The 22,457-nt window shown below is 38.6% G+C and carries 20 protein-coding genes; 8 read left to right on the forward strand and 12 right to left on the reverse strand.

What is annotated here, in order from left to right:
• Positions 1 to 834: 834 nt before the first annotated feature.
• The 3 genes from CDC33_RS26370 (at position 835) to CDC33_RS26380 (ending at position 3,630) form a co-directional block, all read left to right on the forward strand.
• Positions 835 to 2,559 carry an ABC1 kinase family protein gene (locus CDC33_RS26370; protein WP_109012713.1) on the forward strand — a complete coding sequence of 575 codons (1,725 nt, stop codon included), beginning with the start codon at positions 835 to 837 and terminating at the stop codon, positions 2,557 to 2,559.
• A 28-nt stretch (positions 2,560 to 2,587) separates the two neighbouring features.
• Positions 2,588 to 2,962: a hypothetical protein gene (locus tag CDC33_RS26375; protein WP_109011431.1), complete on the forward strand. Its 375-nt coding sequence runs from the start codon at positions 2,588 to 2,590 to the stop codon at positions 2,960 to 2,962.
• 323 nt (positions 2,963 to 3,285) lie between these two features.
• The gene (locus CDC33_RS26380; RefSeq protein WP_146195861.1) at positions 3,286 to 3,630 is read left to right on the forward strand and encodes a hypothetical protein; all 345 of its coding nucleotides are present in this window, start codon (positions 3,286 to 3,288) and stop codon (positions 3,628 to 3,630) included.
• Between the two features lie 54 nt (positions 3,631 to 3,684).
• Here CDC33_RS26380 and CDC33_RS26385 read toward each other — a convergent pair whose 3' ends face one another.
• The 9 genes from CDC33_RS26385 to CDC33_RS26425 form a co-directional block, all read right to left on the reverse strand.
• The gene (locus CDC33_RS26385) at positions 3,685 to 4,731 is read right to left on the reverse strand and encodes an Npun_R2821/Npun_R2822 family protein (RefSeq protein ID WP_244919356.1); all 1,047 of its coding nucleotides are present in this window, start codon (positions 4,729 to 4,731) and stop codon (positions 3,685 to 3,687) included.
• Between the two features lie 4 nt (positions 4,732 to 4,735).
• Entirely contained in the window at positions 4,736 to 5,626 is an 891-nt protein-coding gene (locus tag CDC33_RS26390) for an Npun_R2821/Npun_R2822 family protein (RefSeq protein WP_109011433.1), read from the reverse strand.
• A gap of 3 nt (positions 5,627 to 5,629) precedes the next feature.
• Entirely contained in the window at positions 5,630 to 6,610 is a 981-nt protein-coding gene (locus CDC33_RS26395; protein WP_109011434.1) for an Npun_R2821/Npun_R2822 family protein, read from the reverse strand.
• A 3-nt stretch (positions 6,611 to 6,613) separates the two neighbouring features.
• Complete coding sequence (locus CDC33_RS26400; RefSeq protein ID WP_109011435.1) at positions 6,614 to 7,573, reverse strand: glycosyltransferase family 10 domain-containing protein; 960 nt, start codon at positions 7,571 to 7,573, stop codon at positions 6,614 to 6,616.
• 61 nt (positions 7,574 to 7,634) lie between these two features.
• On the reverse strand, positions 7,635 to 8,846 hold the full coding sequence (locus tag CDC33_RS26405; protein ID WP_109011436.1) for a glycosyltransferase family 4 protein: 1,212 nt from the start codon (positions 8,844 to 8,846) through the stop codon (positions 7,635 to 7,637).
• A gap of 4 nt (positions 8,847 to 8,850) precedes the next feature.
• Positions 8,851 to 11,172, reverse strand: coding sequence for an ABC transporter ATP-binding protein (locus CDC33_RS26410; RefSeq protein ID WP_109011437.1), 2,322 nt, complete (start codon positions 11,170 to 11,172; stop codon positions 8,851 to 8,853).
• Positions 11,173 to 11,266: 94 nt separating this feature from the next.
• Entirely contained in the window at positions 11,267 to 12,418 is a 1,152-nt protein-coding gene (locus tag CDC33_RS26415) for a glycosyltransferase family 4 protein (protein WP_109011438.1), read from the reverse strand.
• 108 nt (positions 12,419 to 12,526) lie between these two features.
• The gene (locus CDC33_RS26420) at positions 12,527 to 13,369 is read right to left on the reverse strand and encodes a glycosyltransferase family protein (protein WP_109011439.1); all 843 of its coding nucleotides are present in this window, start codon (positions 13,367 to 13,369) and stop codon (positions 12,527 to 12,529) included.
• Positions 13,370 to 13,417: 48 nt separating this feature from the next.
• On the reverse strand, positions 13,418 to 14,341 hold the full coding sequence (locus tag CDC33_RS26425; RefSeq protein ID WP_109011440.1) for an alpha-1,2-fucosyltransferase: 924 nt from the start codon (positions 14,339 to 14,341) through the stop codon (positions 13,418 to 13,420).
• A 416-nt stretch (positions 14,342 to 14,757) separates the two neighbouring features.
• On the opposite strand from CDC33_RS26425, the gene gloB reads away from it, so the two are divergent.
• From gloB to CDC33_RS26440, 3 genes are all read left to right on the forward strand, one after another.
• Positions 14,758 to 15,531, forward strand: a complete 774-nt coding sequence (gloB, locus tag CDC33_RS26430; RefSeq protein ID WP_109011441.1) for a hydroxyacylglutathione hydrolase — start codon at positions 14,758 to 14,760, stop codon at positions 15,529 to 15,531.
• 255 nt (positions 15,532 to 15,786) lie between these two features.
• Positions 15,787 to 16,245: a 50S ribosomal protein L9 gene (gene rplI, locus CDC33_RS26435; protein ID WP_109011442.1), complete on the forward strand. Its 459-nt coding sequence runs from the start codon at positions 15,787 to 15,789 to the stop codon at positions 16,243 to 16,245.
• 147 nt (positions 16,246 to 16,392) lie between these two features.
• Positions 16,393 to 19,074: a replicative DNA helicase gene (locus CDC33_RS26440; protein ID WP_109011443.1), complete on the forward strand. Its 2,682-nt coding sequence runs from the start codon at positions 16,393 to 16,395 to the stop codon at positions 19,072 to 19,074.
• Between the two features lie 60 nt (positions 19,075 to 19,134).
• On the opposite strand, the gene CDC33_RS26445 is transcribed toward CDC33_RS26440, so the two are convergent.
• Together CDC33_RS26445 and CDC33_RS26450 are read right to left on the reverse strand one after the other, a co-directional pair.
• Positions 19,135 to 19,686 carry an FKBP-type peptidyl-prolyl cis-trans isomerase gene (locus CDC33_RS26445; protein ID WP_181374136.1) on the reverse strand — a complete coding sequence of 184 codons (552 nt, stop codon included), beginning with the start codon at positions 19,684 to 19,686 and terminating at the stop codon, positions 19,135 to 19,137.
• Positions 19,687 to 19,764: 78 nt separating this feature from the next.
• On the reverse strand, positions 19,765 to 20,088 hold the full coding sequence (locus CDC33_RS26450; RefSeq protein ID WP_109011445.1) for a phasin family protein: 324 nt from the start codon (positions 20,086 to 20,088) through the stop codon (positions 19,765 to 19,767).
• Positions 20,089 to 20,224: 136 nt separating this feature from the next.
• Between CDC33_RS26450 and CDC33_RS41720 the strand changes: the two genes are divergently transcribed.
• On the forward strand, positions 20,225 to 20,395 hold the full coding sequence (locus tag CDC33_RS41720; protein WP_369694355.1) for a TIGR03792 family protein: 171 nt from the start codon (positions 20,225 to 20,227) through the stop codon (positions 20,393 to 20,395).
• A 501-nt stretch (positions 20,396 to 20,896) separates the two neighbouring features.
• Here CDC33_RS41720 and CDC33_RS26460 read toward each other — a convergent pair.
• Positions 20,897 to 21,307 (reverse strand): 2TM domain-containing protein, encoded by a 411-nt coding sequence (locus CDC33_RS26460; protein ID WP_109011446.1) that lies wholly within the window; start codon positions 21,305 to 21,307, stop codon positions 20,897 to 20,899.
• A gap of 671 nt (positions 21,308 to 21,978) precedes the next feature.
• Here CDC33_RS26460 and CDC33_RS26465 point away from each other — a divergent pair.
• The gene (locus tag CDC33_RS26465) at positions 21,979 to 22,380 is read left to right on the forward strand and encodes a fasciclin domain-containing protein (RefSeq protein ID WP_100901082.1); all 402 of its coding nucleotides are present in this window, start codon (positions 21,979 to 21,981) and stop codon (positions 22,378 to 22,380) included.
• Positions 22,381 to 22,457 lie beyond the last annotated feature (77 nt).

The following is a 22,457-nucleotide window of genomic DNA, read 5'->3' on the forward strand; positions in this document are numbered from 1 at the left end:
CCACATTTTTGTAATAGTCAAAGTGTCGCGCTCATCCGATATACCGCCCAGAACTTAAGTTCTGGGCTGATAGCTAAAGTCCACTCAAGTGGACTGAAATTTTCCGTTTATATAGCTTTTCCTAATCAAGTGAGGTACATCAGAGCAAGCTCCTCGCTTGCTCTTAAAGAAGGTTGGGGGTGGGGTTTTATACCTACTCGACTGAGAACCGCTATAAAATAGCCTTCTGCATGGCTGAAAATTTTGTATTTACTCCTCTTGAGAAGACTTGAGCTATTAGCCTTGGAATTTATTCCGACGCGGGAATGGTAACGAAGATTAAACCAATTCGCAATTCGCAATGGGCTAACGCCCCGCTCCGCTAACGCAATTCGCAATTACGTTTTGTGACGGGGATTTAGACCCCGACACAAAACGTGCTGCCTATCTTGCTGGGGACTTAAACCCCCAAAGTTCGTTAAATCCAAGACAGTAATAGTACTACTATTCCATATAACTGTTGGTAAATAAAGTTACTTTTGATCCCGGTTTATTTAAATTTGAATAATCAGACACAGGTAGATATTTATATTTTTATAAATAATAGTTAAGAAAAGATAAAATCCTCTGAAACCTTGATAATTAGTTGTAGTTTTATAAAGTATAATTAAGAAAAAGATAAACAAATCTTAGGCAGTAACATAAGCTAAAATCACCGCGAACCTTATCCCAAAAGGGTAAGAGTTCTAGTTGTTTTAGATAAAAGACTACCGCTATCCTGAACTTGCAACTAACTTGTGGGTTAGGAGAAAAACAATCATTGTAAATTTTTCAGTTGAAGAGGCAAATAAAGGCGTGGGTCAGTATCAACCTGCTCTGCTAAAACTCTATAATCCAGAGGCGATCGCTCGCTACTATAGTTACCGTCCCTGGCTAGCGTGGGGGCGACTCCTGAGAATTATCTTCTCTTTTGCAGGATTTATACTCAGTCTCAAATGGGACGAATGGCAAGATAAAGTTGAGCAGAACAAGGGTAAACGAGCAATCCAGTTGCGAGAACTGCTCACCCGCCTCGGCCCGACTTTTATTAAAGTTGGTCAAGCCCTCTCTACCAGACCTGACCTAATACGTAAGGACTTTCTAGAAGAACTGATCAAGTTACAAGATCAGTTACCACCTTTCGATAATGCGATCGCTTACAAAATTATCGAAACTGAACTAGACCGTCCCATTGATGAATGCTTTAGCGAACTGTCGCCTAGCCCAGTAGCAGCAGCTAGCTTGGGTCAAGTATATCGTGGTCGTCTAATTAGTGGCGAAGAAGTTGCAGTCAAGGTACAACGCCCCAACTTACGCCCAACTCTCACCCGTGACCTCTATTTATTGCGCTGGGGGGCGAGTTGGGTAGCTCCTTGGTTACCCCTCAATCTCGGTCACGACCTAACTTTAATCGTGGACGAGTTCGGCACAAAGTTATTTGAAGAAATCGACTATATAAATGAAGGGCGCAACGCCGAAAAATTTGCTAGCAACTTCCGCAACGACCCCCAAGTTAAAGTTCCAGGAATTTATTGGCGTTATACTAATACCCACGTTTTAACCCTGGAATGGATTGATGGCTTCAAGTTGACAGATACTAAACGCATCAAGGAAGCAGGTTTAGATCCAGAAGCAATCATCCAAATTGGCGTGACTTCAGGATTGCAACAGCTTTTAGAACACGGCTTCTTTCATGCTGACCCTCATCCCGGTAATTTATTTGCTGTACCCGATGGTCGGATGGCTTATATTGACTTCGGTATGATGGATCAGTTGGAGGAAACCACCAAAGAAACACTAGTGGATGCACTGGTGCATTTGGTGAATAAAGACTACACCGACTTAGCCGAAGATTTTGTCAAATTAGGATTTCTGACTCCAGATACAAATATTTGTCCGATTGTGCCAGCATTAGAAGCGGTGCTAGGAAACGCCATAGGCAAAAATGTCAAGGATTTTAACTTCAAAACTATTACCGATGAATTCTCGGAACTGATGTATGAATATCCTTTCCGAGTTCCGGCGAAGTTTGCTTTAATTATTCGTTCCTTGGTGACTCAAGAAGGTATTGCCCTTAGCCTCAACCCGAATTTCAAAATTGTTGAGGTGGGTTATCCCTATATAGCACGACGCTTGCTGACAGGGGAATCGCCCGCATTACGGCGACGATTGTTGAATGTATTATTCAAAGATGGTAAATTTCAGTGGCAGCGATTAGAGAATTTGATTGCGATCGCTCGTACCGATAGCAGCTTTGATGTATTGCCTACAGCCCAGATGGGATTCCAATATTTAATGTCGGAAGAAGGCAAGTTTCTGCGGCGACAATTGGTGCTTGCTCTCACCGAAGATGACCGCTTGCACACCGAAGATGTCCAACGCCTGTGGAACCTAATTAAAGATGACTTAAAACCGGATCGTTTATTAAATGTAGCGATCGGCATTTTAACAGACTTATCCAGGGAAGGCGCAGCTGCTATCCTGCCAAAAACTACATTCCTTACGCCTTTCGCTGGGAACCAGTCAACAAACAAAAACTAAAAATTTTTAATATAAATTAGGAGTTTTCATGTACTATTTTCCTCTGCAACCGCCTTATTTTCTGTTACTTGTTGGCTTTTTGACAGCATTAACATCTGGTTTGGCATTATCTGGCACTTTGAAAGTAATTGTACAGAAATGGCCAAGTGAGCGCACAGAAAATACTAAGCCGCGTTCTTCACTCAAAGAATTACTTGTGCCATTTATAGGTATAACTGGCGGTACTTGTCTATTTCTATCTTCAGGTTTAGAAATATTTGGTTTTCCTACCTCCTTGGCTTTAGGAGTCGGTTTACCAATTAGTCTGTTTACTTGTTTATTAGTTTGGTTGCAATTGGGAAGTATGATGACCTTTATAGAACGCGAAGGTATGCAATCTTTAGATTTAGATTCTTTTTCTTAGATAGTGTAACGCTTCATCAACATCCAAATTATCCTAAATTATCACCGCCAGCAATGATGTTCCGCTACAAATGAGATCATTAGCTAGTGGTGAATACTTATTTTGTAATAAAATTTTATAAATCCAAGATTCAATTGCGTTAAGATTACGTACAAATACTGAAATTTGTATCCGCAGTATCTCTGCTAAAAATATCACAACTATGACTCAAAGTATACTCGACTTTGTTTAGAATTTTGGCGTTGCAGATTTTTAATTAAAAGGAGCGTAAAAAGCTATGAATCAAGACAAAAAGACATTTTGTTTTTGTACTTTAGCATGTGGTGAGAACTATCGTAATCTTGCATTGTGAGTTAAATGGACTGTATGACTGTGAAGGAAATGCAATAGGTTTAGCAGCTGCTAAAGCAGGTTTACCTGTTAGATGGAGTGCAATGGAAGGTATCTGTTTCTTTAAGAATAGAATCGAATTTGTCAGAATTAAAAAGGGAGAATCGAAAATGGAGGATATGGCAATATATTTTGAGCAGCAAACAAAGTTAGAATACCCCGAACGCTTTATTGGGCATAGAATTATATTTAAAAGCAATAAAATTATTAAGTATTTATATAATTTATTGCGCTTAAGAATTTTAACTTTAAAAGACTTTGATTTTTATTATCGATAATCGGGCAATAGATAAACTACAATTTAAACAAATTTTAAGTCAAGTTTGATTTAATTATTTAGTAATTCTATCCTTGAAGTTACGATAGTTCAGCTTAATATTGTTGATTTTTTGATTGAAAAAACTTGTAGTAGTCTTTTGTAGGCGTACTAGTGGACTCTGACGCTTAAAGCTTTTAACCCTTTGTTCTGGCGACTTTAAATATCTATAATGCAAAAACACATCTCGATATGGAATATTAACATCTTCACCGCCGCAAAGTTGAGTAAATTTTGATGAACTTATACTCATATAGTGCAGATATGTCAGCCGCCGTCCTTGGTCGTAAAGGATATTATCTACTACATCAAATTGAGAACTCCAGTGATTACCAGTTGACTGTTCGTAGTCATGAAAAGCAAAATTATAATAGGAAATTCCACTTCTCAACACCATGTAATTAAATAAAGATTGGTCAGGCGCTAAAAAGGCCATGACATCTGCCTCACCTGATGTTAAGTTCTTGATTAAGTCGGTTCTTATTGCTGGAGAAAAAATATTTTTCTTAGTTGCAAACCAACCAGCACAAAATACTTTAGATTGTAAATCATCTGAGTTGAAAACTTGCTGCATCTGCTCTGGTGAGCCATCAAAAATAAATTTTAAGTCAGATTTATATTGAAAATCATTGACTACCCAATCGTAGTTATCTAATTTTTCATACACATAATCTACAGGCCCCATTAACAAAGTATCTGCATCAAAATAAATAAATCTATCAAATGGGCCATCGATAGCACAAAATTTGCGGTGCATTGGTAGCTCATAAAGTTCTGGAAAGCCCCACTCTCGCCAAGTTTTTTGTGCTCTTGGGTAATTTTTCCATATCTGAGTGGCAAAATTATCCCAATAAGCTATAGAATCAGAGTCTTCAAATAAGCTGATATTATCTCTAGACGCAATCTCTGCCTTTACCTTATCTAATCGCTGATTATATGGAAGTATACAAATAGGAATTTTTCTACCAGCATTAGCTTCTATACTGTTGAGCAATGCAACTAATTGGTCATAGACAACATCATTGGCTAAGATGTAAATGCCATCAATCATTGGAATACTCATAATATTAAGTACGGGCGGTAACAAAGGGAAATAAACGGCGAGTCAGTTTGGGGATGAAGGCAAATTTACCCTCATGAAGATAGCGATAATGTTCCCACAATTGCCAATATGGACTACCAATTTTCATCCGCGTACCAGCCCAGTGCAGGTATTTTAGTCTTTGTCCTCGGTCATAGAGGGCGTAGTCTTGCTGTTGGAAATTTTGCGAACCAGCCCAACTACCAGGCCCTCCCCCAGGAATTTTGACAAGATTACCGCGTTTGGCAATTAGTTTAAGAACAAGATAATTTAAAATAGGTTGGTCTGTAACTCCTTCAGAAAAATCGAAATATTCTCGATGTGCAGCACATTCGCGCAAAGCTTCATCCATCTGTTGTTCGGTAATAGTTCCTTTTCTGGAAGCCCAAAAACCGCTATTGAAAACGTCTTCAAGTTGAGCATCTGAAAAAATTTGCTGCTCTTTCACAAATGAGGAAAAGATATTTCGCAGCTTGTCATTGGCATGATGGTAATCACAACAGAAGAAATCAATTTCTGAAAGTTTGTCTAAATTGTCAACAATTTTTTCAAAAACGACAATATCAGTATCAATATAAATAAATTCATCTAAAGGGCCAAACCACGCCACCAGTTTACGCATTTTGTTGGGTAAGGCAAGAAAATCCCGATCAAAAATTTCTCCGATGCGTTTGGTAAATTTCTCAATCAGTTCTAAATCTGGAAAAATTTGCACTTTATGTAAGGTAGCAAGCTGCTCTGCTACCTTATGATAATTTTCATTAAAAGGTATGAGATAAACGGTAACTTCTGGGTCATAGTAACGAATGCTATTGAGTAAAGCGATCGCATTATCAATAACCCGGTCATTGGCAACAATATAAATGCCCCTAGTCATAAATTATCCTTGGTTAATTAACCTAAGTTTTCGCAAAGCTCTTGTAAGTAAATTTGGTGTTGGAGCGTCATTATAATTTTTAGGAGGATTTGTAAAGACTGGACGCTTTTCTGGTTCGTGTAAGTAGCGATAGTAGAGAAATAAATCTCGATAAGGGAACTCAATGTTTTCTCCAGCACATACTGCTTGATTGATATTAGGAGGAACCCCAATATAATGAATGTAAGTTAGTCGATTGCCTTTATCATAGAGAATATATTCTCGTTCTTCAAAGTGCTTAGATGTGGCAGAACATCCAGTTTTTTGATTATCTGGTAATTGTTGAGCAAAGTTATAAATAGAAAGATTAGACCTCATTACCATATAGTTTATTAGTGGTTGTTCACCAGCCCCTTCATACAAAATTTCCGCTTCCCCATTTTGTAAATGGGATATCAGCAAATCTCTTTGTTCTGAGTTAAATATGCCCCGCTTTGAGCCATAAAAGCCTGAGCAAAATATTTCAGAATCAATGCGCTTTTGCTCAAAAACTTTTAGTAATTTGGGAGAATTAACATTGTATACTTTACTAACATCTTTAAATTGAAAATCGTAGACAACAAAATCATAATTATCTAACTTTTCAAACACTGCCGCTAGAGAGTTCATCACCAAAGTGTCTGCATCTAAATAGATAAACTTATCAAATGGCCCATCAAAAGCACAAAAACGACGGTGAGCGCCATACAAACGGAATTTACTGCGATTCAATCGTTCTGGTGCTGCTGAGAGCATAAATTGATCCCAACGATTAATTGATTCTTGATTATCGTAAAGAAATACATTAGGTCGTTTAGCTATTTCATTAGCGATTCGCTGTGTCTGATCATCGAAAGGATAGATACAAACAGGCGTTTCCGGCCCCAAGATCACATCAATACTGTTGAGCAGAGCCACCAGTTGATCGAAAACATAATCATTGCCAAGGGTACAAATACCATTCATAATTTATGAGTGTTGATCAACAAAGTTTGACAACCAGTTAAGCAGATTTAATTTATGTAAGATGATTTGACGTGCTTCTGCGATCGCATCTTTGGCAGCATACCAAGCATCAGGTGTAGCTGTCATTTCTTGAATGTAGGCAATGCCTTTTTCATCTAAACTGGGTAATCGCAAGAAACTACCCGGTGGCAATAATTTATCAGCAGCCGAGCCGCCATAGTAAATTGGTAGACACCAGGCAAGTAAACTATCCCAAAGTTTCTCACTTACATACCAATTATTATCAGCATAATTTTCAATTGCTAGATTGTAATAGTATGGTGCCATGCCATACCACTTATTACCCAGTTCTCCTGACTTTTTCGCCCATTGTGGTAAGTTACGCCCATACAAATCAAACTTAATACCACTAGATTGTAGAGACTGCAAAAAATCTAAACGCTGACGATGGTTGACAGTGCGGCTAATTCCTGAAGTAATCCAACTACATGGAGCAACCTTTTGGGGAGGTGGCATTTCATTTAAATCTTGAAATGAATTTGAGTGATACCAAATAGCAGGCATATAGTCAGGAGTAGGGGCAAAATCATCTGGGCCAGAAACGTACCCACAATACTTTTGGGCTTGTTGGTAATTATGATTAGTGATTTCTATAATTTCATCTAAAGGCGGTTCTCTTAGTAAATAAATAATCCGTTCTTTACTCACATCACGCAGTAGAGAATCAACATTTACTACTGATTTTTGCTGCCGTTTACGAAAATTATCAAACCAAGATGTTTGTGGCGCTGCTTGGGGAAAATCAAATTGATACATCAGCAGAAAATCTGGTTTGGCTGCCAATGCTTGCATTTGGATATTGCCCCAAACTCCAAATTGATTTGGAGATTGTTGCCACAGCCAATCGGCTCTAGTTTCTAAACCTCGATAGCTGCTAATCATGCCTACAGTTGTAATAGTCATTTTATTTATTAGTCAGTTATTATTTTCATTAGTTATTTTCCCTAATATCACTCATTTTTGCTTATCTAACAAGTTGGGGTAACAGAGATTCATCAACATAACTCAGGATTTTTGCCGCTCTATTTTCCCAAGAGAACTGCTTAACAAAATTGATACTATCTGGATAACCTTCTATTTTTCTGGGATGAGTTTCTAAAACCCGCTTTAGACATTCGGCAAATTTGCTGGGATTATCTGGCTCACACCAAGCAGCGATCGCTTGAGTATCTTGAAACTCAACTAATGAAGGGATTTCTGTTGCTACAATGGGAGTCCCAGAGGCGAAGTAATCAAACAGCTTTAAGGGAGATGTGAAAGTTGCCGCTTTTCCTGAACAATGAGGGTGAGCTAAAACATCGGCTGCTTGTAGCAAAGAGGCTAAATCATTATGTAATATATAGCCCAAAAATTTAATATTATGAACTTGTTTGTCTTTTACCAATTGCTGATAATATTCGATATCTTTTGGCTTACCACCTGCACAAGCAAATTGCACATTAGGCATTTCTTGAGCTGCATCAATTAATACATCAATACCTTTGAATTGCTGTAAAGCTCCCGCATAAACTACCAATTTTTGGCTTTCATCTTGCAATAGTTTTTGACGCCATTCGGCTGCTTTTTCGGGTTGTCTCTCCATAAATAAGCGATTAAAACCATTGTGCACTGTAATCAGTTTTTCTGGTGGCATCCCATTTTTAATCATGCTTTCGCGGATGGTGTCTACAACGGTGACAGCAATTTGCAATAGCGGATTTTTAACAATTTCTGGCTCAAATGGTTTGTCTTCGTGGTGGTGGTGTTCATAAATTGCTGGAACGCCATTTTTGATGGCAGCTTTGACAAAATTCCAGTTGCGACTGTGGACAATTTTAGTAGTTGGAAGTATGTGAAATGGTAAATAATACTTGCTGGCAATGGTGTTAGAGTCAGTAAATTTGCTCCGAAAATGGTCAATTGGCCAAGGCATAGGTAAAGGAGCAACTTTTAACTTGTCATGGAGGTTATAATATTTGATCAGTTCTGTTGGTGTTTTTCTCGGTTGAAAAGGACGGGCTAAATTAGCCGGATTAATAGCTTTTGCTCCTTTTTCAGGATATACCAAAACTGTTGAGTATCCCAAGTTGGCAGCGCCGTTGGCTGCATTTGTAGACTGCACTAGGTGAGCCTCTGGCTGCGGCAACTCTTCACCAATAAAAAAAATATAGTGTTTTTTTAAAGCAGGATTTTTCATAAATTTAAATATTAATACTATTTTCAAATTTTTCTAAATTTTCGAGCAAAGATATAGCAGATTCATAACTTTCAGTAATTAATCCCTTTTGTTCTTCTGGGGTGTATATCAAATTATCAGTTAGAGAACGGAGAGAGCCAAGTATGAGATTTAGAGAAGTCCGAAACTCACTTGATAGATGATTAAATGTCTGATAATAGCTGCTTATAATATCTTTATTTTCTTCAGAGATTGAGATAAATTCTCCCTTTATTTGCAGGTTCATAACATCTTCAAAAACCTCTATGGTGTTAAGAATTCTCCAAGCTGATTTGTAAGAATCTTCAATTAATTGCTGCTGTTCTTGGGAATTGTCTACTAGATCATCAAGTAATAAATGCAGGAACCCAATCATTGAGTTTAACTGTGTCCGAATTTCGTGAGAGATGCGGAGCAAGCTTTGTTTGTGTTTAGTAGCGGCTTCAGGATGTTCAACAAATTTCTTAGAGTTTAGGCGCATTGCCTTAAAAATTTTTGTCTGAATTAAGTCTTTCTTAGGCTGTTCGCTAAATTGCATTGAGTACAAACGTGAGTAGTAACCACCTTTTGGTAAGAGTTCATCATGGGTTCCTACTTCTACTACCCGTCCTTGATCTAATACGGCAATTTGATCGGCTTTTTGGACTGTGGAAAGACGGTGAGCAATTACAAGGGTTGTACGATCGCGGCTTAATTCATCTAGTGCAGATTGTACTAAACGTTCGGAAACGGTATCTAAAGCGCTAGTGGCTTCATCTAAAATCAGAATATCTGGATTTTGCAGCAGGGCGCGGGCGATCGCTAATCTTTGCCTTTGTCCACCAGATAACATCACGCCGCGATCGCCAATTAAGGTGTCAAATCCTTGAGGCAATTTGCTAATAAACTCATAAGCATTTGCTCGCTTGGCTGCTGTCAGAATTTCATCGTCACTAGCCTCTTCTCGCCCATAAGCAATATTGTTTCGCACCGAGTCATTAAAAAGAAAGGTATCTTGACTGACAATCCCCATTCGCTTTCGCAGGGATACAACATCGAACTCCCGCAAATCAGTACCGTCAATGGTAATACTGCCAGCTATTGGGTCATAAAATCTAGGCAAAAGGTCTGCTAAAGTGGATTTACCAGCACCAGAACTGCCTACTAATGCTAAGGTCGTGCCATGTGGTAAAAATAAACTTACATCTTTAAGTACCATTTTTTCATGACCAGGATAGGCAAACCGAAGAGAATTAAAAGATATGCCCTTTTCTAATTTTGTATAGGGAAGCTTACCCTTAGCCATGAACGGCTTATCATGAAGGCTTAAAAATTCATTTGCCACATCTACACTGGCGGCGGTACTGGCAAAGTTACTGCGAATAGTATTTAACTGAGAAATTAATGGCAGCACTCGTAGCAGTACTAATAGATATGTTAAAAGTACGGTAGAAAGAGAGGAAACCTGGCCAGCAAAGAAAGTTTTACTCAAAAGTACAATCAGCAGTAAAGCTGTAATACCCATCACCTCGCTCAAAGGTGTAATCGCTTCCGAATTAACCTGAGATTGGAAATCTGCTAACTCGCGATCGCGAATTAATTTTTGAATCCGTTGATATTCTTTTTCTTCGTTTCCCGTCGCCTTTACCAATCGGATTCCGTTCAAAGTCTCCAGCACAGAGATTGAATATGCTCTAGACATTTCACTCAACTGCTTACCAAAAGTTCTCGACTGAGAGATGGCATACTGATTTATTAATGTCACCAACAACAGCAAAACCGTAGAAGCAATTGTCAACTGCCAAGATATTGACAGTAATAAACCAACAAAAACTAAAATTGTGATTGCTAGGATAACTATCTTGACCGTACTACCTATAGCACTTGCAGCCCGACCAATTTCTCCACCAAGACGGTTGATTAAATCACCAACTTTTGTTTTTGCATAATAATCTATATCAACTTCTAGTAATAGCTTTAACCCGGTTTCGCGCATATCTGATGTCAGCTTTCGGGTTAAAGAACTCGATGTCAAGGAGCTGGCATAAGTTGCTAAGTTTTTTAGAAAAATTGTTAATAGAATCGTCCCGGCCATGATTACTATCCGGTAAGATTCTGGAGTATTATCAAAGGGAGATATTAACCTTTTTAGGATGGGAGGGGCAGAACTTAAATCTACTTCTTGCCCGACAATCTTTAAAATTACTGGCACAATTAAAGCTGTGCTAATTCCATTAAATAAAGCTCCAGAAAATCCTAACAATATTGTTAGCAGAATCAAACCTGGATAGGGTTTAGCAAATCTTAGTAATAGTTTTCTGGTAGACATTGGCTATTTTTATGCAATTTTAATTTATTAATATTATTCACACTATACTCGCCAAATTTAGTAATAATCAAATAAATCGAACCTCCATCAAGATTTACAACCGAGCAATTACCGACTTAAGCACAGAAGCCATAGTCTCTATGCTATAGAGTTCCACACATCTTTCTCTTGCCTTAATACCTTGCTGCTCTGCTGACTCTAAATCCTGAAAAATCAATTGTATTTGTTTAGCAAGCTGTTCGGGACAAGCAGGCTCGACTAAGTAACCAGTATTACCTAAAATTTTGGGAATATCTCCAACGCACGTAGATAATACAGGTTTAGCCATTGCCATTCCATCTGTCAACTTTAGGGGAAACTGAGCGCGAGCAGTCAAAGTATCTCGCTGGGGAACAACTACAATGTGAGCAGATGCTACAATTTTAGGCATTAATTCTACAGAACACCTTGGTAATTTAATAATCCAACGTCCCCACTTTTGAATCAATTTATCGTCATAATCATCGTAAGGGCTACCACCCACAATCACTAATCTTAAATCTGGCTCATCCAGCAAATCGAGTGCCATTAGAATGTCTTCAACCCCCTTATGAGGTCGTGGTGCCCCAGGAAACATGAGAATTCGATACTCAGAAAGACCGTAATCCGTTCTGCTAGTCTCAGAATCATACTTCTGGGGGTCAAACATTGTGGTATCTTTACCATTAGGTAGGTAAACACCACCGAAGCGTTTTTGCAGGAAGTCAGTATCTATTGTTACTGCATCTGCCTTTGCCACTAAGTTTTCCATCCACTTGAGATACAGTGGATGATCTGGAAATTTTAATGCGCCATTTTTCTTGAAAATGTCACGATAAAATTGCTTAAGACTAGGACTATATTTCCACTCATCACCTCCGTGCCAACTGAGTTCCCAGTCATCCATATCTAAAATTACAGGACGATGACCAATAAATTTTTTCAGTAGCGATAGCCCAAAACTTGTAAACTTGGGTTTTACAGCATAAATAATGTCTCCATCTATTTTTTGCAAAAGTTGACGAGCAGATATCAAAAATTCTGGATAATTTGTACCTGGAAGAGAAACAACTGAAATGCCAGACGGAGGAATAGCATACAGTTCTTTACCATACATAAAACCAAGAATCTCTACTTGATAATTGAGGCTTTGCAGTACTTGAGCTAGTAAAAAGGCTCGAATACTACCGCCTCCAGATAAATCACCAACAATTAATGAAACTTTCAATTTTGATGTTTCCTCCTGGAAATTCGCAATTTAAATATTGATAAATATTTAAAATTCTTCATAATTTAATACAGGAAAAAGCCTTGTGCATATATTCATAAGAAGATGTCATTTCTTGCGCCAGGGATTTGTAACTTGATTGGGTAAAAATACTTTAGCAAATCTGTCAAATACCCTTGTGTACAACGAACGGGTAATATTTTTAGCGTATTGAGGTCGATAAGGATAGGTACAGTGAAGAACTTTAATTTTATCCTGAATATTATAAGCCTCCTCCCATTTACTGAGATAATTATAGGTAGGTGGTAGTATTTTCATTTTAGGGCTTACAGATGCGATCGCAGAAGCAAAAGCCCCTTGATCTTTTAAAAGCAATTTATCTTGATTATTTTTGACAATTTCAAAATAACGTTTAAATTCGTCAAAAAACACCTTGTTGACTTCTGTTTTCCTAAAAGCTATCAAACCACTATTATATTGCACACTATCTGCTTGTAAAGGGAACCCAATAGATTGCAGTATTTGCAAAACATTCGGCAAAATGTCTTCTTGCTTTCCCCGTAGTAAATTTGTAGCTTTAACAATAGAAGGTTGCACATCTTCAGTTAATAGCAAATCATATTCATCCAAATACTCAAATACATCGTTGAGGTCGGAAAGTAAGCAAATATCTGAATCTAAGTAAATAGTTTTATCAAATTCAGAGGCTGCATATAAAGCCAGTTTTGCTTGCCGTGATGCTAAAACAGTATTTTCATTTGCAGGAGCAGGCTTTAAAATTACATTTTTGAAAGTCTTTAAAAAAGGATAGAGAACTTTTGGAACTTGATCAATTAAAATAATTATTGGTTCTTCATGAAACTTTCTAACTGCCGCTAAAAAGTGAATGCAATCTTGAAAAGGGTAAAGTCCAGTTAAAATGGTAATAAATCCTCTAGTCTCTTTTTTCATAAATAAGTTAAATAATTCTTACTTTGTATCCTAGCCTGTCAACCTAATTTAATGTGTCCATTCCCAAAAACTTTTACTCCAGTCTTCGTTATAGTAACAAACTCCTTGCCATTGGTAAAAGTGGACAAAATCTTCGATTTTTAACGTTTTATTTACATTCTTAATCATGTAGAGGGGTCGTTCACCGTAAAATGATGCCCACATACTATAACTACTAGGAGGGCCAATAATATAATCACATTCAGCTAAAGAATACATGTCTTCAATTATATGATTATTGCCATAAACATAAGATAAATGTTGAAAATATTCGTCATTTTGTTTTTGATTTGAGCAAATCAAAAATGTCACTTTTTTATTAGGAAATAGCATTTGTGCTGATTCCATCACCTTTAAATAATTTTCGACTAAATAAAAATATCTGCCATTTTGATGTTTCTGATAATCTCCGTGACGGATATGGACTCCAATCAGCACATCAGTCTGGCTACGAATATTGGATATAAGTTTTGCTACATTTAACTGATACTTCTTTAAAGGTTGAAAGTAAGCACGGATTTTTTCCCCATGTTTTTGTAAATTTGATATATCATTTACAAACCATCCATCCCGAAATACCCACCCTTGAAAAAAGTTTATACTTTCTGGCTTCAACTCTTTTGTAATGCTTGAATTGCTCCAGTTAAAGGGCTGATTACGCTTAATCTCAATTGTGTTAAAGCGTCCACTTTCAGCTAAATAACGATTTATTTTATAGTAGTATTTACGTAACAGTTTATTTCCTGAAATTGAAAATCGAGTAGAAGGATAACAACATAAAAAATCTTGAGATGTTGAGTTAAAAAAATCTGCATACTCTTCAAACGCCGGGTTTAAAACTGTTAAATTATTTTCACTTGCAAATGCCATAAAATGAGCAGATAATAATAATCGATTGCCTAGTTGTCCAGATTTTGCAGAGATTACTAACATGTATAAAAATTATAGAAACCAATATTCCTAATATTTGTTTAAGCTTTAACATACCAATGTGTATACATACTAGAATTTAAATTTTATTCAACCTGAGATTTTAAAGAAAATAGCCACTATGATTGAATGAATTTTTGATATCTTTAAAACAGGAAATAATTAAATAAATCTAACTTTGTATTTGCGGTTATTTCCAGAGAAAATTCACTGATAAATCCAGAGAAATTTTGCTTTATTGTGGTATGTTTACGGTATAACTACGGTTGTATATTATCATAACTATTAATGACGCATTACATTTGTGCTAAGTTGCGTATAAATGCTTAAAATAATTTATGCAAGTAGCTTACTTACTTGCTTAGACTTAGGATTGTTACTTTATACCAAACATCTATGTTGTAAGGGAGCCAAAGGTAATGCAGGTAATCCGTCTAGAAGCACTCTCAGACAACTACATATTCTTGCTACACGACCATAAAGAAAATATTGCTGCCGTTGTTGACCCGGCGGAATCTCTACCAGTATTAGAGAAACTGGCAGAATTAAAAGCTGATTTAGTAGCAATTTTTAATACGCACCACCATAACGATCATGTTGGTGGTAATAAGCAATTAATAGAACAATTCCCGCAACTGATAGTTTATGGAGGAGCGGAAGATCGTGGTAGAATTCCCGGTCAGCAGGTGTTTTTGCAAGAAGGCGATCGCGTCGGGTTTGCAGACCGCATAGCTGAAGTTATCTTCGTTCCCGGACATACCCGCGCTCACATCGTTTACTACTTTCCCCCGGAAAAAGCTGGTGAGACAGGCGACTTATTTTGCGGCGATACCTTATTTTCTGGCGGTTGCGGTCGCTTGTTTGAAGGAACACCGAGCCAAATGGTGGACTCTTTAAGCAAACTGCGCTCTCTACCCGATGATACACGCATCTGGTGTGCCCACGAATACACCTTGAAAAATCTGCAATTTGCCCTAACTGTGGATGGCGACAATACCGACTTACAAAGACGCTTCAATGAAGTAAAAGCTTACCGTAGCCGAGGAGAAGCTACCATCCCCTCGCTGTTAAGAGTGGAGAAGCGAACAAATCCCTTTTTACGTTGGGATCAGCAATCACTACAATCAACTGTTAAGAGTAGCGATGCAGTCCAAACCTTTGCACGGATACGGGAAATGAGAAATACTTTTTAAGTATGGGGCATTGGGCATTAGTCATTAATTTTCTTCCCCTGCCTCCCCTGCTCCCTCATCTCCCCACTCCCCACTCCCCACTCCCCATTCCCCAATTCATTCAATTTTCTCTAATAGTTGCGATCGCACCCTTCCTTTCGCTAGGATCTGTAAGCTTTAGGGTATAGGCACACAAGCTTGGAATACAGCACTGACATTGTGAGCTATGCTGCCCAAACCCAAATTAATTAGATTTTACAGGAAAAACGAAAAACGATGGCGAAGCGCGTGCAGTTAGTTTTAAATCAGGATATCAGTAAGCTAGGAAAATCTGGCGATTTAGTGGAAGTAGCTCCTGGCTACGCTCGTAATTATCTGATTCCCCAAAAATTGGCAACCAATGCCACTCCTGGTATTCTCAAGCAAGTAGAACGCCGTCGTGAGCAAGAGCGTCAACGGCAATTAGAACTCAGACAACAAGCTATTGAGCAAAAAGAATCTTTAGAAAAAGTTGGCAGCTTGACAATTGCTAAACAAGTTGGTGAAAACGAAGCAATTTTCGGTACTATCACCACTCAAGATGTTGCAGATGCAATTAAGGCAGCCACCGGTCAAGAAATCGATCGGCGTGGAATTACTATCCCTGATATTAATCACCTTGGTACTTATCAAGCTGAAATCAAGCTGTATTCGGAAGTAACGGCACAAGTCGATATTCAAGTCGTCGCTAGCTAAGTTTGGCGGGGGAGGAGATGAAGGGGATGAGGAAGATGAGAGAGCAAGGGAATTAAGGGTGACTAATAACTCCTAAACCCCACTCACTACTCCCTACTCCCTACTCCCCACTCTCAAATAGCTTTCATCTCAAAACTAAAATCGTTTATGGCTGAAGCACTGAATTTTCAAGGCGATGGTAGCGATGCCTACGGCGGTAAACTACGCCTCCCACCCCAAAATATTGAGGCGGAAGAAGCGATTTTGGGGGGTATATTACTAGATCCAGAAGCGATTAGTCGAGTTAGCGATCGCCTCCTTCCAGAAGCTTTTTACATTAGCGCTCACAAAGATATTTATCAAGCAGCTGTGAGGCTCCACACCCAAGGTAAACCCACAGACTTACTTTCAGTCACAAGTTGGCTGACTGACCATGATTTGCTTACTCGCATTGGCGGGAGAAATAAATTAGCAACTCTGGTAGACCGCACAGTGTCAGCCGTGAACATCGATGCCTTAGCAGGGTTGGTGATGGACAAATACCTGCGGCGACAGTTAATTAAAGCTGGCAATGAAATTGTACATCTTGGTTACGAGACAGAAACCGAATTGCCAACTGTTTTAGATCAGGCAGAACAGAAAGTTTTTGGCGTTACTCAAGAGCGTCCCCAATCGTGTTTAATTCACATTTCTGATACTCTAATTAATAATTTCCAAGATATTGAGGATCGAAATCAAGGTATTGCCTTACCTGGTATTCCCTGCGGATTTTACGATTTAGATGCGATGACCGGCGGCTTTCAGCGTTCTGATTTGATTATTGTCGCTGCTAGACCTGCAATGGGAAAGACAAGCTTTTCGATGAATATTGCACAATATATTGCCAATTACGAAATTATTATCAAGCGTGATAACATTGACGAGCGGAAGAAACTACCAGTTTGTATTTTCAGTTTGGAAATGTCAAAAGAGCAATTGACGCAACGTCTATTAGCTAGCGAAGCGCAAATTGAAAGTAGTTATCTGCGAACTGGCCGCTTAAGTCAAACACAGTGGGAACCTTTAAGTCGTGCTATTGGTATCCTTTCTGAGATGCCAATTTATATTGATGACACACCGAATATTACAGTTACACAAATGCGTAGTCAGGCAAGAAGACTTCAAGCAGAGCAAGGAACACTGGGTTTGATTGTAATAGATTACTTGCAATTGATGGAAGGAGCAGGTGATAATCGCGTTCAAGAATTGTCAAAAATTACGCGTCAACTCAAAGGTTTAGCGCGGGAATTATCTGTACCAGTTATTGCTTTATCTCAGTTGAGTCGAGGTGTCGAAGCACGCACTAACAAACGCCCGATGTTATCTGATTTGAGAGAATCTGGTTGTTTAGCAGGCGATAGTCTGGTGACATTAGCAGATAGTGGGCTGCAAGTACCAATTAGGGAATTAGCAGGTAAATCTGGTTTTGTAGTTTGGGCGTTGAACGAAGTTACAATGCAGCTAGAAAAGGCAATTGTTAGCAATGCTTTTTCCACAGGTATAAAGCCTCTGTTTACTTTAACAACTCGATTAGGTCGAAAAATCCGTGCCACAGGTAATCACAAATTTTTAACAATTAATGGCTGGAAAAGACTTGATGAGTTAACTCCTAAACAACATCTATGTTTACCAAGAAATCTCTCCAGTCCTGGTAAACAAACCATGACTTATGCCGAAGTTGCATTATTAGGGCATTTAATTGGCGACGGTTGTACATTACCACGTCATGTCATACAGTACACTACTAGAGAAATAGATTTAGCTCAGAATGTTGCTTTCTTGGCAACAGAAGTTTTTGGAGATTCAATTGTTCCTAGAATTTCACCTGAACGTGGGTGGTATCAAGTTTATTTATCCGCAGCACAACATCTTACTCATCGTGTGAGAAATCCAATAGCCAAATGGCTAGACTCGCTCGGTGTTTTTGGTTTAAGGTCTTATGAAAAATTTGTACCTCAAGAATTGTTCTCACAACCTCAAGAGTTAATAGGTTGCTTTCTAAGACACCTTTGGAGTACAGATGGCTGTATAAAATTGGTTACAGGAAAAAAATTAAGACCTATTGCATATTATGCAACGAGTAGTCAGAGACTAGCTTTTGATATACAGACACTTTTGTTAAGACTTGGCATTAACGCAACACTCAGGGCAGTTCCTCAAGTTGGGAAAGGTAGAAATCAATATCATGTAATAATCACTGGTAAGCCTGATCTCCAGTTGTTTATTATTCATGTTGGAGCAGTTGGAGAATATAAACTACGTTCACTCCAGGATATTTTCCAATACCTTGAAAACAGTATTCACAACCCTAATAGAGATATAATTCCGAAGGATGTTTGGAAAATAGAGGTTGTACCTGCGATGCAAGCTATTGGCTTCACCACACGGATCTTACAAGCCTCCATTGGAGTTTCGTTTTGTGGCTCTACTCTTTACAAAGTAAATTTAAGTCGGGAAGAAGCTCTAAAAGTCGGCAAAGTTGTTCAATCATCTAAACTGGTTACTCTTGCCAAAAGTGATGTTTATTGGGACGAGATACTTTCAATTGAATATAGCGGCGAGGAAGAAGTCTTTGATCTTACGGTTCCTGGTTCGCATAATTTTGTTGCAAATAATATTATTGTTCATAATTCCATTGAACAGGACGCGGATTTAGTAATAATGTTGTACCGCGATGAATATTACTCTCCCGATACTCCCGATCGCGGCATTGCAGAAGTAATTATAGCTAAACACCGCAACGGGCCTACTGGTACTGCGAAACTTTTGTTTAATCCACAGTTTACAAAGTTTCAAAATTTAAAAATTTAGCTATTGAATTGGGGGCTGGGATTGGGAAAAACTAATGCCCAATTCCCCATGCCCTAGTTTCTACTTAACTCCGAGTAATTCCACATCAAACAGCAGAGTGGCGTTCGGTGGAATCACGCCACCAGCACCACGAGCGCCATAGCCTAACTCTGCGGGGATGATTAACTTACGACGACCGCCTACTTTCATAGTGCTAAGTCCTTCATCCCAACCTTTGATTACCTGTCCAACGCCAATTTTAAAGCTGAAGGGTTGGCCGCGATCGCGTGAACTATCAAACTTAGTACCATCTTCTAAAGTGCCGACATAGTGAACTTCAACCGTTTGGCCAGGTTGAGGAGTCGCCCCAGTCCCCTCTTTTAACTCGACATACTTTAATCCAGAGGGGGTAGTTACGACATTATCACCAGACGAGGGGGTAGTTACGGCATTAGCATCAGACATAGTATGACTCGCAATTAGAGTATTATTTTCAGTTAAAGTTGTGGGCGCTGGCAGCGTTTGGGTTAATTCGGCAGCAATGGCAGTATTCTGCTTAGTGCCTAATTGCCCCACAACCAAAAGCACAACACACGCCAGCATGAACGCCACGCTGAGGAAAATTGCTTTCAAAATCAGTTCTCCTTACTTAGGTATCCTGGCAAAAACATTACCAACAGGACACAATTAGTTTAAATCAGAAAGGACATCTTAACGCCAAAGCTTATTTTCTAAATCGCGCAATTGACGCTCTAAACGGTCAATTCTACCGCGCAACTCGTCTACTTCCGACTGGCGAGCTACCCCCAAATCCTGCATCATATTTCGCATTTGCCGTTGCATTTGAACATCAAAGTTTCCCTGCTCCGACTTTAACTGCTGGGCAATATCATCTATAACTGCTTTGGCTTGCTCTGGATTGAGCTTACCGTCTTTAACTAAATCATCGCTGACTTGGCGCAGTTTTTCTGCTACTAAAGATGTTGTGCCAAGACCCACCATCATAAGCTGTTGCAACCAGTTGTTGCTTTCCATACTCCCTTCCTCTTAAATTATTTCAAACCAGCCGATTATTGCTCCTGAGTGTAGGCAATCAAGCTATGCTAAAAGCGTGGTTACTCTAGCCTACATCTCTATTTTGGCAAATTAGCAAACACAGAGATCGCAGGGTGTGCTTAGAGAACGACTCAAGTTTAAGGTTGTCCCGAATTTAAGGGAAAATTTTATTCAGAAGGACGCACAAATTTGGACAATAGGGCTGGCTGAATATCCTAAATTTCTCGCTAAAGAGGTTTGGATTAGCCTCAATGACCACACAGAAGTTACCCTTATCATTTTTTAGGCAACACTAGAGCAGTGGAAAGCCTTACCCTAAGCACATTTGCAGACTATTAAAGATAAATTTATCCAAGGACTGAGAGAATTTTATCTAGTAGTGAAGTCAGCAAAGTATCAAGTACGGAAATTTCCCCATTTCTAGGTGAAAAATTACTCTCGACTCCAAGAGTTGGGGCTTAACAACAGGCAAGCTTCCGCCACAGTTACTAATGAAGCGATGTCTACGACGGGCTACGCCTACGCCTCAAAAAATTATAGGAATCTAACTTAATTATTTCACGGCAATTCAAGTCATTGGTCATTAGTCATTAGTACCAATGACTAAATCGGCGGGAATCCCGCCGATTCGATTTGAGTTTTGCGGAATATACTGAGAACCAAAACTTGATTTAGCAAGCTTTTCAGTCAACTTGGCTTTTCAAAAATCAAATTGGATTCCCATCATAAAATGAGTTAAAACTTAAAGCATCTTATTGACATCTCCATTCTTAAAAGTAGGGAGGAGTTAAATTTTTGTACGCCAATTCTGAAAAGCTATCTCATAACCCTCTGATTTACTCTGATAAACACTCCACCAATGAAAAAATAGTCCTAACCCCCATCCTAATACTGGAAAAATAGCCCAAAAATAACTAGGACTAGTTATTAGATTCAAAAGAATAAGGAATAAATTCACCGCTACAAAGCTAACCAAATTTGCCCTAAAAGCTCTGCGTCGGAAAGTATTAAATGTGCGTCGCAAACGTTCCTCTTCTTCTTGAGCCAACCACTTGTTTTCAGTTGCTTCCAAAATATCAGAAGAGATACCTAAGTCAGATGCCATTTCTCTAAGCTGTTCTCGTGAAAATCCACCTTCCTGTTTACGAGCGAGTGCTATTTGAAGGATTTTTTGCACATCTTCTGAATCGTAAGTCATTTTAATTACCTTATAAGTTTGTGTGTAAATGCGCCTTTGATTTCACGAGGTTTTCGCTAGGTTTTGTTCAATTCAGTTAGCGAATGCCTCTACATTTTGCACCCAATACTTAGTTAAATTTACACCCTTATTATTTTCTCACAATCGATTTAGAGCTACTGTATTTGTCAATACCTCTATATCGCTTTTATGACATTAAGCAAACATTATCTGAAAGTTGAATGCTAGTAGTGTCAGGAAAGACTGATTGAAATTATGAATTACTAATTATTAATTATGTTGACGTACTTTTTTATTGAAATTGTATAGCGATCGCTCTGCCTCTGTATAAAAAAGGCGCGATGCCTGCGGTGGTAACCTACGCATCCTATGGGAATCGTATTTGATTTTTGAAATTATCTACGTGGGCGGGGAGTAGGGAGTAGGGAATAAAGAATTAGGCTTTTTGAACTGTACCGAGCTTTTTCAGAAATCAATTATTAGTCCTACAGAAGTGCTGGTAACTCATCCGCCTAGACATTGTATATGCAATTCTTTAAATTTATAAAAATATAGACAATTATTTATGGTATCAATAAAAATTTTTATTCGCCCTACCTCTAACGATAGATAGATTTTATTAAATAAATAGTTTAGATTTGTAACAAGTTACACAGAACTAGGTAAAGCACATGGCCAATATTGTTGACACCGCCGCTAATAATGGTTCTTTCAACACACTAGTTGCAGCAATCCAAGCAGCTGGTTTAGTAGATACACTGAAAGGTCCTGGGCCATTTACCGTCTTCGCACCTACTGATGAAGCGTTTAATAAGCTTCCAGCAGGTACAGTAGACGCATTACTTCAAGATATTCCTAAGCTCACCAAAATCTTGACCTATCATGTAGTCTCAGGCAAGGTACTAGCTGCTGATGTAGTTAAGCTAAAGACAGCTACAACAGTTGAAGGTTCAGATGTAAAAATCGACGCTTCTAATGGCGTTAAAATCAATGATGCAACTGTTGCAGCAGCAGATGTTGCTGCTGATAACGGTGTCATCCACGTAATTGACACAGTTTTGATTCCTGCATAAGCAAACGTCAGAATAGCTAATGCTATTTTTGGGGCGACGGCTATCTGTAGTCGTTTCTCTATGACAGTGTGGTTGAA

Source organism: Nostoc commune NIES-4072 (assembly GCF_003113895.1).
GTDB lineage: Bacteria > Cyanobacteriota > Cyanobacteriia > Cyanobacteriales > Nostocaceae > Nostoc > Nostoc commune.

Coding starts and splice junctions, on each gene's coding strand:
- CDC33_RS26390 (WP_109011433.1), bottom strand. CDS start 5,626: ATGACTAGGGGCATTTATATTGTTGCCAATGACCGGGTTATTGATAAT.
- CDC33_RS26400 (WP_109011435.1), bottom strand. CDS start 7,573: ATGACTATTACAACTGTAGGCATGATTAGCAGCTATCGAGGTTTAGAA.
- rplI (WP_109011442.1), top strand. CDS start 15,787: ATGGCGAAGCGCGTGCAGTTAGTTTTAAATCAGGATATCAGTAAGCTA.
- CDC33_RS26385 (WP_244919356.1), bottom strand. CDS start 4,731: ATGAGTATTCCAATGATTGATGGCATTTACATCTTAGCCAATGATGTT.
- CDC33_RS26420 (WP_109011439.1), bottom strand. CDS start 13,369: ATGAAAAAAGAGACTAGAGGATTTATTACCATTTTAACTGGACTTTAC.
- CDC33_RS26405 (WP_109011436.1), bottom strand. CDS start 8,846: ATGAAAAATCCTGCTTTAAAAAAACACTATATTTTTTTTATTGGTGAA.
- CDC33_RS26410 (WP_109011437.1), bottom strand. CDS start 11,172: ATGTCTACCAGAAAACTATTACTAAGATTTGCTAAACCCTATCCAGGT.
- CDC33_RS26375 (WP_109011431.1), top strand. CDS start 2,588: ATGTACTATTTTCCTCTGCAACCGCCTTATTTTCTGTTACTTGTTGGC.
- CDC33_RS26450 (WP_109011445.1), bottom strand. CDS start 20,088: ATGGAAAGCAACAACTGGTTGCAACAGCTTATGATGGTGGGTCTTGGC.
- gloB (WP_109011441.1), top strand. CDS start 14,758: ATGCAGGTAATCCGTCTAGAAGCACTCTCAGACAACTACATATTCTTG.
- CDC33_RS26395 (WP_109011434.1), bottom strand. CDS start 6,610: ATGAATGGTATTTGTACCCTTGGCAATGATTATGTTTTCGATCAACTG.
- CDC33_RS26425 (WP_109011440.1), bottom strand. CDS start 14,341: ATGTTAGTAATCTCTGCAAAATCTGGACAACTAGGCAATCGATTATTA.
- CDC33_RS26440 (WP_109011443.1), top strand. CDS start 16,393: ATGGCTGAAGCACTGAATTTTCAAGGCGATGGTAGCGATGCCTACGGC.
- CDC33_RS26465 (WP_100901082.1), top strand. CDS start 21,979: ATGGCCAATATTGTTGACACCGCCGCTAATAATGGTTCTTTCAACACA.
- CDC33_RS26460 (WP_109011446.1), bottom strand. CDS start 21,307: ATGACTTACGATTCAGAAGATGTGCAAAAAATCCTTCAAATAGCACTC.